Source organism: Dactylosporangium sp. NPDC051484 (genome assembly GCF_040689395.1).
Classification (GTDB): domain Bacteria; phylum Actinomycetota; class Actinomycetes; order Mycobacteriales; family Micromonosporaceae; genus Dactylosporangium.
Genome location: NZ_JBFAZX010000008.1, coordinates 240,163 through 255,703, shown reverse-complemented (window position 1 = coordinate 255,703; position 15,541 = coordinate 240,163). Strand labels below are relative to the sequence as shown.

Sequence of the window (15,541 nt, the reverse complement as noted above, 5' to 3'; positions counted from 1 at the left end):
TCCGGATGATCATGTGACCGCAGGCACGGACTTCTCATGTCCGCCAGCCCGGAGCAAACTGTCCGCCAACCCGGATCATGCCGTGTCCGCTGGCAGGCCGGGAGATCAAATATGCGAAGACCGCATGCCCAGCCTCGTGTATGACGATCTCCCGAGCCCTACTCCAACGATCGGTCACACCATGTCAACGAGTGAGAGCGCAGCCGGGACGTGAGAAGCCGTCATACCGGCGGATAAGTGCAGGCATCGTGCGGTGGGACGATCGCCGGCGGGGCTGGGCGCCGTCGAGGTCGGGGCGATCGGCTGCCGCGCCGGCTTCGCCGGCTTGCCACCGATCCCCCCGTGGTTGCTGTGGCCGATGGCCTTGGCTGTACAGCCAGCCGTACAGCCAAGGCCACCGGTTGCCGCCTACATCAGCCGACGTTGTCCGACAGTCCCGCCTGCAGCGAAGGCGTCGGAGCGGGCATCGGCGATCTTCTTCTAATCCCAAGGTCGTAGGTTCGAGTCCTACCGGGCGCACCAGCCAAAACTCAGTACGGCCCAAGATCAAGGGTGTACGTCAGGGCGTACTTCGCCGTCTAGGGCGTACTCACAAACCGTCGGGCCAGCCGGGATGGCCGCCCAACGCACGCACCTCGTCGGTCGTCAGATCGTCGACCTGGACAAACCTCACTCCTCGGGATAGCAGCCCATCGCCGCGCGGAACGCCTCGCGCTGGAACGCGCGGGCTTCCGAGACGTCGTCCTCGCTGCCCATGGCGATCGCCCGCAGCACCTCTTGCGGGCCCTTGGCGAACCTCGGCTCAAGCCCCATCCTCAGCCTCCCGTTCCCCGCAGCAGGGCCTTGCCCACCCCTCCCCAACGCCTCCGCAGACGCCACCTGGCGAGCATCGAACAACGCGGCGAAGCATGGTCCGTCTATAAAACGATGACCGCCACGCCGGTGGTGGCCATCGTTGAACACCCGTCAAGGAGACGCACCACCTCGGACCGCCACATGCCAGTTGGCGAGCAGCGCCACCTCTTTCCTCCCCGAGGTGGGGAGGCACTCGACGGTGGCCCCCGCCCGCGCGCAGGCCCCGAACGAACGAGCCACGGGTCGGGCGTCCCGTCCTGTGCCATGTCCCGACAGCACTGGCGGGTCGCAGGGTCACCTCGGTCGTCGAGGTCGATCAGGTAGCCCTGCGGACGAGGCGTGACTGTTATGCCACGCTTCCTGCACAGGTAATCAAAGGAGCAGGCATGGACACCACCGAGCGCAGCGTCTTCTGGGATGACCTCGCCGCCGATCTCACCGACCCCGAATTCCTGCGCCAGTACATCGTTGAGACGATGCGGATCACGACTATCGACCAGGTGGTCAACGCCCTCGACGATGCCCGGATGGTCGCCGGACTGAGCAAGGCCGAGGTGGCGCGAGCCATCGCCGCGCAGCCTTCTGTAGTGCGCCGGCTCTTCACCGAGCACCATGGCAACCCGACGCTGGGGACCCTGGCCGCGGTCGCCGCGGTGCTCGGTATGCGAGTCACTCTCGAACCGCTGCCCCAGGCGGTCCGGGAGTATGTGACCGACCCGCTGCTCGCAGGTGGAGCCACGGACGTACAGGCGACGGCGTCGTGCCTGCACAACCTGCGGGCCAACCGCTCCAAGACCTCAGTGCCCGTCTGAGCTGGCGACGCTTGTCACGCCAGTGACCGCGAACTCCTCGCCCGTTACTCGACACCGAGGTCGCGCACACCCGCATAGTCCGCGTCGGACAGCGTGGTCCGAAACGGCTTGTCCAGTCCGCTGATCACGACCAGCAGCGGTTTCTCGCGCTCGGCCGCCTCGTAATCCAGTCGGCGAGGCCAACTCCGGCGGGCGGGTCGACAGCCACATCGGCGCCGTCGTGCGGCCCGGTGAGTACTGGGTGCTGGAGTGCACCAAGCCCGACGGCGACGGCTACCAGGCCGTGTTCACGCCGCTGTTCTGATCCAGCAGGGCCGCGACGCCGCCGGGCAGGCCGAGGTGCGCCAGGGCGGCGTCGAGCCAGGCTGGCTCCTCGGCGCACAGGCGGTGTACGAGCGCGAACTGGACGGCGGCGAGGGCCGGGCGGTGCACGACCACGGTCTCGCGCACACGGTCGCCCGGCAGGACCCGCAGAAACGCCGCACCGCGGTCGTGCCGCTCGGTCGCCGCAACCGCGACGGGCCGCGAGAGCGCCGCGGCAGGCGACGAGGACAACCCAGCGGCAACGAGCGACGAGGACGACGCGGCGGACGGCGAAAGCGACGCGGCCGGCGACCGAGACTGCGAAATCGACACGACGGGCGACGTAGACGCAGCAAGCGATGCGGCTGACGACGCAGACCCGGAAAGCGATATGGCTGGCGAAGCGGGCGCAACGAGCGACGCAGACGCGACGGGCAACGCGGCCGCCGACGCAGACGACACGACCGGCGACGCAGACGACGCGGCGGGGAGCGGCGGCGAGGGTGTCTCGGCGAGGACGACGCCGCACAGGTGGGGCCAGGTGGCGAAGACGCGATCGAGGGCCTCGGCGACGAGGTCGATCCGTTCGCGGGCGGGGCGGTCGCCGAAGCCGGGCAGCGACCACAGGGCGCCGCCGTCCTCGATCCACACCCACGCCGCCGGGACGGACCGAGTCTGCTTGGCCTTGAGCTCGACGGCCCGGACCAGGCGGCGCGCGGTGCCGGGGCCGGCCCGGTTCAGGCCACGCAGCTCCAGCAGGAGATCGGGTCCGGGTCGATCAGCGCGAAGCCGCATCGGGTCGTCGTGGACGAGCACGTCGCCGACCGGCGGCTCCAGGACCGGGCGCGCGCCCGCGAGCAGCGCCTGAGCGGCCAGCCGGGCCTGGGTGGCGCCGTGGCGGAACTCGTCGCGGCCGGGGTTGCGGGCCAGGTTGCCGCGCAGCTTCGCGATGCCCTGCACCCTGTGTTCGACCAGTAGCCGCAGGCTGGCCCACAGCGAGATGGCGTCCAGAAACACCGCCGCACCGTCGGGCTCGGCCAAAGAAGCCGAAGAAGCCGAAGAAGCCGAAGAACCGGCCGGCGAACCGGACGACAGCACCGCCAGCTCGGGGCGCTCGGCGGCGGGGCGCTGCGCGGCACGCCACAGCCAGGTCGGCCCGAGGAACGCGGCGAGGTCGTCGGCGGCCCGCCGGGACGCGGTGCGGCCGGCGTCGCTCAACGACCGATCCGAAACGCCGAAGGCGGCGCGCCAATCGAGCACCCGTCCAGCATCCATGAAAGGTTCACACCCAACACATTCGTAGATCTCTATACAGAGTGCGGCCATCGAGCGTTCACGCGTGACGCCGAAGGTATGCCCCATGACTAGGCTCAGCCGCCGCACCTTCGTCCTCGGCGGGGTCGCGACCGCCGGGGTCGCGCTGGCGCCCCTGCCGCTCGCGCAGGCCGCCGTACCGTTCCCGTTCCAGCTCGGCGTCGCCTCCGGCGAGCCCGATGCGAACAGCGTCGTGCTATGGACCCGCCTCGCCCCGTCCCCGCTCAACGCCGACGGGCAGGGCGGCATGGCCAACGCCGACGTCGCCGTCGACTGGCAGGTCTCCACCAGCAGCACGTTCGGCACCCTCGTCGCGTCGGGCACCGTGACGGCCCGCTACGCCGAGGCTCACTCGGTGCACGTCGTGGCCGGTGGCCTGCAGCCGGACTCGGAGTACTACTACCGCTTCCGCGCGCAGGGCCACATCTCGCCGGTCGGGCGCACCCGCACCGCGCCCGCGACGGGCACCCTCGGCCGCGACTTCACGATGGCGTTCGCCTCCTGCTCGCACTACGAGTCCGGCTACTACAACGCCTACCGCAGCATGGCCGACGACCGCCCCGACCTCATCCTGCACCTGGGCGACTACATCTACGAGAACGGCGCGAACGCCGGAGCCGTGCGCCAGCACGCCGGCTCGACCGAGATCGTGACGCTCGCGGACTACCGGCGCCGCTACGCGCAGTACAAGACCGACCCGGACCTGCAGGCGGCGCACCAGATCGCGCCGTGGCTGGTCGTGCCGGACGACCACGAGGTCGAGAACAACTACGCGAACATGGTGCGGGCCGACAACAGCCCGGCGCTGACCACCGCGCAGTGGACGGCCCGGCGCACCGCGGCCTACCAGGCGTACTACGAGAACATGCCGCTGCGCCCGGCCAACGCGCCCAGCGGCAACAGCATCCCGCTCTACCGCCGGGTCCGCTGGGGCCAGCTCGCCACGTTCCACATGCTCGACACGCGCCAGTTCCGCAACGACCAGGCCTGCGGCGACGGCTGGAAGGTCTGTGCGGACGCCGACCTGGCCACCCGCAGCCTGCCGGGCACGGCCCAGGAGGCGTGGCTGCTCGACGGTCTGGGCCAGCACCTGGCCAACTGGGACATCATCGGCCAGCAGGTGTTCTTCGCCCGCCAGTTCGACGCGAGCGGCGCCGGCAACATGGACGCCTGGGACGGCTACCGCGCCTCCCGCTCGCGCATCCAGCAGGGCTGGGTGGATCGCGGCGTGCGCAACCCGCTGGTGCTCACCGGCGACGTGCACTCGTCGTGGGCGAACGAGCTCAAGGCCGACTACGCCAGCACGGGCTCGGCGGTCATCGGCACCGAGCTGGTCTGCACGTCGATCACGTCGGGCGGCAACGGCTCGGCGGCCACCGCGATCCCCAACGGCGCGACCAACCCGCACATCAAGTTCTACTCGAACCGCCGCGGCTATGTACGCACGCGCATCACCCAGGCCCAGGTCACCGCCGACTTTCGCGGCGTGAGCGCGGTCAGCGAGCACGGCGCCGCCGCCACCACCCTCAAGTCCTTCGCCATCCTCGACGGCCGGCCCGGCCTTCAGGCCCTGTAGGGGAGAACCGAGTGCCAGCCATCGCCTCCGCCGCGCTCGCCGCGGCCCTCGCCGCCACTTCCGTGACCTGGACGACCGCGAACAGCGTGGCGACCGGGGACCAGGACACTCCCGCGATCGCCGCCAATCGCAACGGCCAGGTCGCCGTCGTGTGGGAGGACGACCGGGACAGCACCAACCCCGCCGACAACAACCACTCGGACGTGTGGGTGCGCCTGTTCACCAACGGGACCTCGACGTACGAGCTGAAGCTGTCGGCCGGCGGCACCAGCGGTACCAACTGGAAACACCTCTCCCCGGACGTCGGCCTCGACGACAAGGGCAACGCCGTCGTGGTCTGGGCCGACGACGCGGACGGCAACGGCTTCTTCAACATCTCCTACCGGGTGATCTCGCCGGCTGGATCGGTGACCGCCTCCGGGCGGGCCAACGCCGACACCGCCGGCGACCAGATCCTGCCGAAGGTCGCCGTCGACCCGGACGGCGCCCCGAACGGTGGCGCGGTCGCGTTCACCGTGGTCTGGGAGGACGTGCAGGGCAGCGTCTCCACCGTGAAGGCGGCCGGGTACACCGCGCCGGCCACCAAGGCCTATGAGGTCTTCGCGTCGCAGCAGGCCGGCCAGCACCACCGCCCGGACGTGGCGGTCTCGGCCTCCGGCGACGCGCTGGTCGTGTGGGACGAGGACGCCGACGCCAACGGCTACTACAACATCGGGCTGGTCGGCCTGGCCAAGGCGAACGGGGCGGTCAACCTCTCCCGGCGCACGGCGAACAGCCAGGGCGGTGGCCAGCAGCGCCACGCCGCGATCGCCGCGGACTTCAACGGCGACTTCGCGATCGCGTGGGAGTCCGACCACACCGGTACCGCCGGGGTGTGGACCCGCTCCTTCGGCCCGGACGCGGTCGCCCGCGGCGCTGAGGTGCTCGTCACCGACGGCGGCACGTCGCCGGCGATCGGCATCGACGGCCAGACGAACACCGTCGTGGGCTGGTCGGTCGGCGGCGCCGACCCCGACGTGTGGGTGCGCGGGTTCAACGCCGACGGCACCGGCACGGGCCGGTTGCCGGCCCAGGTGCTGAGCCAGACGGCCACGGGCCGCCAGGAGCAGATCGGCGTGGCCGTGTCCAACTGGGGCGAGGTCTGCGTGGCGTACACCGACGACAGCGACGGCAACTCCTTCGACCAGGTGATCCTGGGCACCGGGGCGACCAACTCCGGCTGGTGAGCGCCCGGGCGCGGCCCGTCGTGCGGGGATGGATCATCCCCGCACGACGCCGCCGGGGTATTGTTGAACCGTCAATCGTCGGCTGGGAAGAACACTGTCGCCGCAGATAAGTGATAAGGAGCGCGCATGATCGAGATCGAGGTCTGGTCCGACATCGTCTGCCCGTGGTGCTACATCGGCAAGCGGCGCCTTGAACGGGCGCTCGCGGGCTTCGAGGGCGCCGTCTCCATCCAGTGGCGCAGCTTCCAGCTCGACCCCTCCACCCCCGTCGGTGACTCGCGCCCGCTCGACGAGTCGCTCGCCGTCCGCAAGGGACTGTCCCCGGACCAGGTGCACGGCATGTTCGCCCACGTGACGGGCGTCGCGGCGCAGGAGGGGCTCGCGTTCGACTTCGGCCGGGCCCGCACCGCCAACACGCTTGACGCGCACCGCCTGCTGCACTTCGCCAAGGCGCACGGCCGGCAGGCCGAGCTGAAGGAGCGGCTGCTGCACGCGTACTTCACGGAGGGCGCCGACGTCAGCGACCACGCGACGCTCGCCGCGCTGGCCGGGGCCACGGGCCTGGACGAGGTGGCGGCGAAGCAGGCGCTGACCGACGGCACCTACGCCGCCGACGTCGAGGCCGACATCGCGCAGGCCCGGGCGTATGGCGTCAGCGGCGTGCCGTTCTTCGTCTTCAACCAACGCATCGGCGTGTCGGGTGCGCAGCCGGTGGAGGTCTTCGAACAGGCCCTGCGCCAGTCCTCGCTGACCGTGCTGCGCGCGCCGGCCGGGTCGGCGGAAGCATCCTCCGGGGAGTGCACCGACGACTCCTGCGCCATCTGACGCGCCGGGACTGCGCACGTGCATTTGCGGGGCGCAATCTTATGCCGTGCGGACGCACAGTCAAGTGGCACCGGATCCGGCGTGAACGTGAGTGACCATTTCCGGCACGCACGGATCCGGCCTCCGGTTCTACGCTGCACTCATGACCGCTGATGTGTTGCACAGCTACCGGATGCAGGTCGCCCGCGGGGTGCGCCGACTGGCTGCGGACGACACCGAGCAGGTGGCGAGGCTGCTGGAGCGCGACGGTCATCCGCAGTCCGAGAGCAACATCGCGGAGCGCCTGCAGCGCTGGTGCGAGCACCCAGACGGCGCCGCGTTCGTGTGGGACGAGCGGGGCAACCTGCTGGGCGTCATCGCCGCTCACGTCATCCCGTCGTTCCAGACCGACGGCGCCTGGCTGCGCATCGTGGCCCTGGCCGTGGCCGAGTCGGCCCGCGGCCGGGGCATCGGCACGAGCCTGGTCGCGGCGGCGGAGACGTTCGGCCTGATGCGCGGCTGCTCCAGCGTCGAGGCGACGAGCCTGCGGACGCGGGAGGGCGCGCACGCGTTCTACCGGGCGCTGGGGTACCAGGACCGGACCGACGCCGCCGGGCGGTTCCTGCGCCAGCTGCCCTGAGACACATCCCTTTCCGCACCCCTGAGCGGCCCTGAGCGACCTGGGCAGCTCAGGGGTGGTTGCGTTGCCTTCGAAGCGCCGCGACCGATTTGTGAGTTCATGCGGCCGGAGCTAAAGAAGTCCGGCCGGATTCAGGCGTACAGCCGGGCGCCGAGGGCCATCACCGCGACCACGGCCGCCGAGATCAGGACAATTCGCCAGAACCGCTGCATCGCTGCCGTTTAGGGGCCTGCTCGACCACGCCGAACTGTGCGCAACCTGAAGTCCCGATTAAGCCCGTGGCCCGTGGACCGCGGGCACTGGTATCACCGATGGCAGTGGAACCACATGCACCGTATGCAGAGACGATCATGACCATCCCGAGAGAGCGCGTGGCGAGCCGACTGGCGGCGCCGGCGGCACGGCCCGTCGAACACAACAACGCCGGACGGTTCCTCATTCGCACCCTCTTCTGGGGCGGCCTCGCGCTCGCGGTGCTGCCCTGGTGGCTGGGGACGAAGACCGGTGCGATCGACACGATCGCGGATCTCCTGCAGTCCGCGGGGCGGGTGACCGGGCTGATCGCCGGCTATCTGCTGCTGGTGCAGGTCATGCTGATGAGCCGGCTGGCCCTCCTGGAGCGCTGGATCGGCGCCCGGCACCTGGCACTGTGGCACCGTGAGCTCGGCGGCGCGGTGCTCGTCATGATCCTCGCGCACGCGGCGCTGATCACCGTCGGCTACTCGTACGCCGACAGCATCGGGTTCGTCAGCGAGCTGCGCACGCTGCTGACCGAGTACGAGGACATGGTCACCGCGTTCATCGCGGCCGGCATGCTGGTGTGCATCGGCCTGCTGAGCATCCGCACACTACGCCAGGTGCTGCCGTATGAGCTGTGGTACTTCCTGCACCTGAGCGCCTACCTGGCGCTGTTGCTCGGCTTCGCGCACCAGTTCTCCGACGGGCAGGAGCTGTTCAAGCCCGGGTTCGGGCGCAGCGTCTGGATCGGCTTCTACGTCGTGGCGATCGCCGTGGTCGTGGTGGGGCGGGTCGTCGGGCCGCTCGCGCTCAACCTGCGGCACCGGCTGCGGGTCGCCGACGTGGTGGACGAGGGGCCGGGCATGGTCTCCGTCTACATCACCGGCAACCGGCTGGACGACCTCGACGCGCGCGCCGGGCAGTTCTTCCGCTGGCGGTTCCTGGGCCGCGGGCTGTGGTGGCAGGCGCACCCGTTCTCGCTCTCCGCCGCGCCCAACGGCCGCTGGCTGCGGCTGACCGTGAAGACCGTCGGCGACCACACGCACCGGATGCGCTCGATGCGCCCCGGCACCCGGATCTTCGTCGAGGGGCCGTGGGGCGACTTCACCGCCAGCCGCCGGGTCAAGCAGCGCGCGCTGCTGATCGCGGCGGGCAGCGGCATCGCGCCGATCCGCGCGCTGCTCGAGGAGCTGCCGCCCGACGCGGTTGTGATCTACCGGGCCAGCAAGCTGCACGACCTGCACCTGCGCCACGAGCTGGAGCAGCTGTCCGAGCTGCGGCACGCCCAGTTGTGGTTCGTCATCGGCGACCGGCGCGACCCCGGCCCGCGGCGGCTGTTCACCCCGGACGGCATGCGCGAACTGGTCCCCGACATCGCCGACCGCGACGTGTACCTCTGCGGCCCCGACGGCCTGGTCGAGCAGTCGCTGCACGTGCTGCGCCGGCTGCGCGTCCCGCGCCGGCAGATCCATCTGGACCCGTTCGAGCTCTAGAAGATCCGCCAAGAGGAGTTGGTACCGCGTGCGACGCGCTCTGATGGCCCTGATGGGCACGGCGGCCGGCACCGTCCTGCTGGTCGGCGCCAAGGCGGGCTTCAGCAGCCCGCAGGTCGACCAGGCGATGCAGCCGCAGTCGGCCAACAGCCCGGCTCCCGGCGCCTCCCCCACACCGCCCGGCGCCTCCCCCGCGCCCGGCGGTGCGCTGCCGCCCAGTGCCGGCCCGTCCGCGGCCCCGCCGGGCGCGAGCCAGCCGGCCGCGGGCGCGACCAAGACCGCGGCCCAGCCGGCGGCCAACAAGACGACCGCGCCCGCGGCCCGGCCGACGACCACCGCCCCGCGCCCCCCGGCGATGAAGGACGGGACGTTCAACGGCAACCCGATCCACATCGAGTACGGCAGCATCGAGCTGTCGATCGTCGTCTCCGGCGGCAAGATCACCGATATCAAGGTCCTCGACTCCCCGAAAGACCAGTCCCGCTCGGTCCAGATCAACAACAGCGCCCTGCCGAAGCTGCGCGCCGAGGCCCTGGCCGCCCAGAGCGCCGACATCGACACGGTCTCCGGCGCGACGTACACCAGCAGCGGCTACAAGTTCTCCCTCCAGTCCGCCATCGACCGTGCCTTCCAGGCCTGACCCGCGCCGGCCCATGACGTCCACCGCATCGCGCCGGCGCCGCACCGATCCACGCAGCGACAACGGGCAGCCATACCGGGACGGGGGTGCGTGACGGTGCACAGCCTCGTGCGGGTCGAGCACGTGATGGGCATGGCGGTCAGCCTCGACCTCGACGACGATCTGCCGATCGACCGGCTGGAGAGCCTCGCCGACGGGGTGTTCGACTGGTTGCGGCTGGTGGACGGGGTCTTCAGCACGTACAAGCCGGAGAGCGAGATCAGCCGGCTGGCCCGCGGGGAGCTGCGGCGCGAGGACTGTTCGCCGATCGTGGGCGAGGTGCTCGACCGGTGCGCGGAGCTGTGGGCGGAGACCGGCGGCTACTTCGACGTCAACGCGGGCGGCACCCTGGACCCGTCGGGCTACGTGAAGGGCTGGGCCGTCCAGCGCGCCTGCGACCGCCTGCGCGCCGAGGGCTGCGCCAACCACTGCCTCAACGCCGGCGGCGACATCTACGTCCGCGGCGCCCCGCGCGGCCGCCCCCGCTGGCGCGTCGGCATCCGTCACCCTTGGGAGGCGTTGTCGGTAGCGTGGGTCCTGGAGGTCTCGGACACGGCGGTGGCGACCTCCGGCACGTACGAGCGCGGCCTCCACGTCCTCAACCCCTTCACCGGCGCCCCCGCGCGGGACCTGCGCTCGGTGACCGTGGTCGGCCCGGACCTGGGCACCGCCGATGCGTACGCCACCGCTGCCCTCGCCATGGGCCTCAAGGGCATCGACTGGCTGGCCACCCTGCCCGGCCACGAGTGCGCGGTCGTGACCGAAGACGGGCGCGCCCTGCGCTCCGACGGCCTCCCGGTGGCCCCGCCCCTCGACTCGTGACCGCCGGCCCGCACGCCGCGCCTGCCGGAACTACCGGTCGAACTCCTGGCCGCGGACCTCGCCGCCGGGAAGGAGGGCACGTCCGGTGTACGACCACTTCTGCACCACGACGTAACGATGCCCGCGCGGAAGACGAGCCTCGAACGGGCCGCAGTCGCGCTTGGCTGCGATGCCGGTGAACACGAGGCCGTCGCACATGTGCGGGCCGTCGGCGAGCCGGCCGGTCTCCACGTCGAGGACGGACAGGCTCACGTCGGCCCGCGCGCCGGGGATGCTGCGCATGTGGCCGATCATCCGGATCTCGTCGGGCGCCAGGGCGTGGCAGGGCTGGGCCAGGACGAGGCGACCGAGATCCCCGGTGTACTGGTCGCCGCAGATCCAGGGGCCGAACACCGCCGAGCCCCCGACGCGGGCGCCGGGCTGGAGGGGCGGTGCGCCGCTCTTGTCGCCCGCCCGCAGGGAGCCGGGGCCGCGGCTGGAGGCGCCGGTCGGGGTGCCGGCGCTGGCGGGTTGCGACGGTGGTGGCGCCGCGGGGGCGGGCGTGGTGCGCGCGCCCTCGGCGGTGTCGGCGCCGTGTTCGCGGTGCGCGTAGCGCCAGGCCGGGACAGCCAGCAGTGCCAGGAGGAGCAGCACCGTCGCGAGGATCGCCCGGGAGAGCGGCGGCGACGTGCGGGGACCCGGCACCGGGGGTTGCGGGGTGGTCGGCCGTGCGTCCACCGACTGGGGTGGCAGCGCGAGCTCGTCGCGGGTGCGGCGGGCGACCACGCGCAGGGCCACGGCCAGTTCCCTCGCCGTGGGGCGGCGGCCCGGGCGCCTGTCCATGCACTGCTGCACGACCTGCCAGATCGCGTCCGGCATGCCGTCGACCCGGCGCGGCGACTCGTCGACGTGGCGGCGCAGGATCGCCCCGGCGGAGCCGTCGGCGTACGTGGGCCGGCCGGTGGTGAGTTCGAAGAGCACGACGCCGAGCGCGTAGATGTCGGCGGCGGGCCCGGGGCGGCCGCCGTAGACCGTCTCGGGGGCGACGTAGTTCGCCGTACCGACGAGGGCGCCCGGCGTCGTCATGCTCGGGGTGTCGAGCACGCGCGCGATGCCGAAGTCGGTGAGGCGGCAGTGCAGCTCGCCGCCGACCCGGTCGAGGAGGATGTTGTCGGGCTTGAGGTCGCGGTGCACGACGCCGCGGCGGTGCGCGGCCGAGAGCGCCTCGGCGACCTGGGCCAGCAGCATAGCGGCCTCGGCTGGCGGCAGCGTGCCCTGCCTGTGCAGGTGGTCGCGCAGGCTGCCGCCCTCGACGAGGTCCATGACCAGGCCGAGCGACGCGCCGACGGTCACGAGGTCGCGCACCCCCACGATGTGCGGGTGGCGCAGCATCAACAGGATCGCGCGCTCCTGCACGAACCGGTCGACGGCCTTCGGCTCGGCCATCAGGTCCTCGCGCAGCAGCTTCACCGCGACGTGCTCGTCGCGGTCGAGGGCCCGGGCGCGCCACACGGTGCCGGTCGCGCCGCCGCCGATGGGCTCGATCAGCTCGTACTCGTCGCCGATGCGATAGCCGGTCAGGTCACCGCTCGTCCAGTGACCGTCCGTGTCGTAACGCGCTTCGGACGGAGTACGCATCGGGGTATTGGTACAGAACGCACGGGGCGGTCACAAGCCGTAGCAGGAACTCCGCCCCCTGCGGGGGATCTTCGGAGCGTCCGGAAGCCGCGCAGGTGGCGATGCGTGGTATGGAAGTCCACTAACCCGTGCCGGGCAGCCTGAAGACGGTCCCGATCTGCGTGCTGTTCCCATTCAACACACGAGATGGCAGGCTCTGCATTCGTGTTCGACGTGTTGCACGACGCTCTCGGCCGCCAGCCGGCTCCGGACCGCACGGTAGTCATCGCGACCGCCGCCGCCGCGCTGCTCGCCGTGCTGCTCCGCCCGCTGTGGAAGGTCATGCGCAACTTCGTGACGATCGCGCACGAGGGCGGGCACGCGCTCGCGGCGGTGCTGAGCGGTCGCCGGCTGTCGGGCATCCGCCTGCACTCGGACACGTCCGGGCTGACGCTGTCGAAGGGCCGCCCGAACGGGCCGGGCATGGTGGTCACCGGGCTGGCCGGCTACGTCACGCCCTCACTGCTGGGCCTGGCCGCCGCGGGGATCCTCGGCGCCGGCCGGATCACGATCCTGCTGTGGTTGCTGCTCCTGCTCCTGATCCTGATGCTCATCATGATCCGCAACTTCTACGGCGTGATCTCCGTCGTCGTGGCGGGTGCGATCATCTTCGCCGTCTCCTGGTTCACCGACCCGAAGATCCAGGGCGCGTTCGCGTATGCCTTCGCGTGGTTCATGCTGCTCGGCGGCGTGCGGGCGGTCTTCGAGCTGCAGCAGTCCCGCTTCCGGCACCAGGCACCCCACTCCGACGCCGACCAGATCGCGCGCCTGACCCGGGTGCCCGCGATCGTCTACGTCGGGTTCTTCGTGGCCGTCGTGCTGGGATGCCTCGCGTTCGGGGTGCGACTCATGCTGGGACCGGTCGGCGAGCTGCTCGGATAGCGTCGCCGACGCGCTCGGCCTCCTCCAGGTGCGGCCATCCGGAGAGGACGAACTCGTCGACGCCCGCGTCCTCATACTCGGCCAGGCGGGCGTTGATCTCAGCCGGGCTGCCGACGAGCGCCGTGCCGGCGCCCTCGCGGACCAGGCCGATGCCGGCCCAGAGGTTGGGCCCGACGACCAGGTCAGCGCCCTGATTGAGCGCGGTCATGCGCGCCTGGCCGACCGAGTCCATCCGCCCGAACCGCTCCTGCGCCGCGCGGATGCGCTCGGGGTCCATGCCCCGCAGCAGCCGGTCGGCCTCCGCCCAGGCCGCGTCGGCGTCGTCACGGACGATCACGTGGACCCGCAGCCCGATCCGCAGATCCGGATTTAGCGCCTTTATAGCGTTTATCCGATTCCGTACCGCAGGAAGCGGCTCGCCCCACAGCAGGTACACGTCGGCGTGCCGCGCCGCGACCCGCACGGCGGCCGGGGACGCACCCCCGAAGTAGATCTCCGGCACCCGCTCGAGCGGGCGGGCCAGGCCGCCGCCCTCGACGCGGTAATGCTCGCCATGGAAGTCGAACGGCTCGCCGCACCAGGTGCGACGCATGACCTCGATGAACTCGGCTGTCCGGGCGTAACGGGCGTCCTTGGTCACGAAGTCGCCATATGCCGCCTGCTCGGCCTGGTCGCCGCCGGTCACGACGTTGAGCGCGAGCCGCCCGTCCGAGATCCACTGGAACGCCTCGGCCTGCTGCGCCAGCAGCGTCGGCAGCGTGAACCCCGCGCGGAACGCGACCAGCAGCTTGAGCGTGCTCGTGCGCTGCGCGATCGCCGTGCACATGACCAGCGGGTCGAGGCAGCCGGCCCCGACGGGCGTCAGCGCCGAGGAGAACCCGGCGCGCTCCGCGGCGCGGGCGACCTCCGACAGATACCCCACGGTCGGGGCCCGATCGTGCCGCGCGGCCCCGGCCGTGACGGTCGCGGCCCCGACCTGATCACTGTCGCCGGTGGTGGGCAGGAACCAGTGGAACTTGGTCATGGAAACCAACTTTACCTACTAGGTGACTGGGTGGGAATCCTGGCTCGAATCTATTAGAATGTGTGTACGAAAGACGCTCTTGACCTGGGAGGAGAGCGCCAGTGAGCACACCCGTCAGCACCACCGGAACCGTCCCCTACGCGACCCTGCTCAGCTTCACCCGCTATGTCGGCCGCACCGGCCCGCGCAAGGCGAGCTTCGTCGGCGGCCTGCGCCGCCAGCGCGAGTCCGGGCACGGCTTCAACCCACACGGCCAGCTGGTGAAGGCCCTGAAGGCGGACATCCAGTTCCGCACCGGCGGCACCTACCTCAACGCCGTCGTCGACCAGGTCAACGCCCGGTGGAAGCCCCTTTACGAATCGGTGGTGCCGGGCGCGCTGCGCTATCTGGAGTCGCTGCCGACGCCGGTCGAGGTCACGCCGACTCGCGACGCGCTGTGCATGCTCGGCTCGCTGCCGGTGAAGATCAACCCGCACTTCGGGCTGCGATACGCGGACGGGCGCGGGGAGGCCGTGCGGCTGCACTTCGACGAGGACCCGCCGCTGGACGAGGCCTCGGTGGCGACGCTGCACCTGATGGGGCGGCACATGGACGCGGTGCTCCCCAATGCCACGCCGGTGCTGGTCGACCTGCGGCGCGGTGACGTGCTGCGGCCGGACCCGACGGTGAAGGCGGGCGAGGTGGAGCGGTGGCTGGCCGGAGAAGCGGCGGCGTTCGCGGCCATGTGGGGATCGGTGGCTTGATCTCCAGGTAGCAAGCTCTCGCTTCGGCACGACTTCCGTGCTGGCCGTCGGCTGCTTGCTCCCGGTTCGCGGTCTTCCGAGCTCGGCTTCGCCCCAACTGTGAGCTTTACTCCTCCCCCCAACGCGGAAGCGGGCGCGGCCTGCCAGCCCCCGGTCGGCGCGCCCGCTTCCGCGCAACCCCGGCACTGCCGCGCGGGAGCGGCGGGACCACTCAGGACGCGACGACGCTCCTGATGCCGGGCATGCACGAGATCGGGTCCGCGGCGGCGCTCGCCCCGCGGACCCGATTGGCGTGGGCGATTTGCCGTAGTCGTCAGATACTGCACGGCGCCGTCATGATCAGTACGTAGCCAAGCGGTCACACATCGACGTGTTGCGGTGCTAGGTTGACCGCATCGCGCTTCCTCACCTTCGCGCGACGCAGCGGGCTCGCAGCAGAGAGCGAAAGGGATGCCATGACGGAGGGCCGGCATCA

General features: G+C 71.2%; 14 protein-coding genes. 10 read left to right on the top strand and 4 right to left on the bottom strand.

All coding sequences use genetic code 11. From position 1 onward, the window contains the following. Window positions 1-669 precede the first annotated feature (669 nt). Window positions 670-813 carry a hypothetical protein gene (locus tag AB0367_RS17540; RefSeq protein WP_366227335.1) on the bottom strand — a complete coding sequence of 48 codons (144 nt, stop codon included), beginning with the start codon at window positions 811-813 and terminating at the stop codon, window positions 670-672. 428 nt (window positions 814-1,241) lie between these two features. On the opposite strand from AB0367_RS17540, the gene AB0367_RS17535 reads away from it, so the two are divergent. Then, window positions 1,242-1,667 carry a helix-turn-helix transcriptional regulator gene (locus AB0367_RS17535; protein WP_366227334.1) on the top strand — a complete coding sequence of 142 codons (426 nt, stop codon included), beginning with the start codon at window positions 1,242-1,244 and terminating at the stop codon, window positions 1,665-1,667. Between the two features lie 273 nt (window positions 1,668-1,940). Here AB0367_RS17535 and AB0367_RS17530 read toward each other — a convergent pair whose 3' ends face one another. Beyond that, window positions 1,941-3,230 (bottom strand): hypothetical protein, encoded by a 1,290-nt coding sequence (locus tag AB0367_RS17530; protein WP_366227333.1) that lies wholly within the window; start codon window positions 3,228-3,230, stop codon window positions 1,941-1,943. A gap of 100 nt (window positions 3,231-3,330) precedes the next feature. Here AB0367_RS17530 and AB0367_RS17525 point away from each other — a divergent pair, with 100 nt between their 5' ends. From AB0367_RS17525 to AB0367_RS17495, 7 genes are all read left to right on the top strand, one after another. Continuing rightward, a complete protein-coding gene (locus tag AB0367_RS17525; protein WP_366227332.1) occupies window positions 3,331-4,860 on the top strand; it encodes an alkaline phosphatase D family protein in 1,530 nt (509 codons plus the stop codon). Window positions 4,861-4,871: 11 nt separating this feature from the next. After that, window positions 4,872-6,086 (top strand): hypothetical protein, encoded by a 1,215-nt coding sequence (locus AB0367_RS17520; protein WP_366227331.1) that lies wholly within the window; start codon window positions 4,872-4,874, stop codon window positions 6,084-6,086. Between the two features lie 126 nt (window positions 6,087-6,212). Then, window positions 6,213-6,911 carry a DsbA family oxidoreductase gene (locus tag AB0367_RS17515; RefSeq protein ID WP_366227330.1) on the top strand — a complete coding sequence of 233 codons (699 nt, stop codon included), beginning with the start codon at window positions 6,213-6,215 and terminating at the stop codon, window positions 6,909-6,911. Window positions 6,912-7,053: 142 nt separating this feature from the next. Beyond that, window positions 7,054-7,530 (top strand): GNAT family N-acetyltransferase, encoded by a 477-nt coding sequence (locus tag AB0367_RS17510; protein ID WP_366227329.1) that lies wholly within the window; start codon window positions 7,054-7,056, stop codon window positions 7,528-7,530. A 350-nt stretch (window positions 7,531-7,880) separates the two neighbouring features. After that, a complete protein-coding gene (locus AB0367_RS17505) occupies window positions 7,881-9,260 on the top strand; it encodes a ferric reductase-like transmembrane domain-containing protein (RefSeq protein ID WP_366227328.1) in 1,380 nt (459 codons plus the stop codon). 28 nt (window positions 9,261-9,288) lie between these two features. Then, the gene (locus AB0367_RS17500; RefSeq protein ID WP_366227327.1) at window positions 9,289-9,900 is read left to right on the top strand and encodes an FMN-binding protein; all 612 of its coding nucleotides are present in this window, start codon (window positions 9,289-9,291) and stop codon (window positions 9,898-9,900) included. Between the two features lie 126 nt (window positions 9,901-10,026). Then, window positions 10,027-10,761 (top strand): FAD:protein FMN transferase, encoded by a 735-nt coding sequence (locus AB0367_RS17495; RefSeq protein WP_366227356.1) that lies wholly within the window; start codon window positions 10,027-10,029, stop codon window positions 10,759-10,761. A 30-nt stretch (window positions 10,762-10,791) separates the two neighbouring features. Here the strand turns inward: AB0367_RS17495 and AB0367_RS17490 are convergent, their stop codons facing one another. Then, complete coding sequence (locus AB0367_RS17490; protein ID WP_366227326.1) at window positions 10,792-12,378, bottom strand: serine/threonine-protein kinase; 1,587 nt, start codon at window positions 12,376-12,378, stop codon at window positions 10,792-10,794. A gap of 186 nt (window positions 12,379-12,564) precedes the next feature. Between AB0367_RS17490 and AB0367_RS17485 the strand changes: the two genes are divergently transcribed. After that, window positions 12,565-13,299, top strand: coding sequence for a M50 family metallopeptidase (locus AB0367_RS17485; RefSeq protein WP_366227325.1), 735 nt, complete (start codon window positions 12,565-12,567; stop codon window positions 13,297-13,299). Here the strand turns inward: AB0367_RS17485 and AB0367_RS17480 are convergent. Beyond that, on the bottom strand, window positions 13,265-14,323 hold the full coding sequence (locus tag AB0367_RS17480) for an LLM class flavin-dependent oxidoreductase (RefSeq protein WP_366227324.1): 1,059 nt from the start codon (window positions 14,321-14,323) through the stop codon (window positions 13,265-13,267). The two genes, AB0367_RS17485 and AB0367_RS17480, sit on opposite strands and share 35 nt — an antisense overlap. Before the next feature lie 101 nt (window positions 14,324-14,424). Between AB0367_RS17480 and AB0367_RS17475 the strand changes: the two genes are divergently transcribed. Beyond that, on the top strand, window positions 14,425-15,066 hold the full coding sequence (locus tag AB0367_RS17475) for a hypothetical protein (RefSeq protein WP_366227323.1): 642 nt from the start codon (window positions 14,425-14,427) through the stop codon (window positions 15,064-15,066). Window positions 15,067-15,541 lie beyond the last annotated feature (475 nt).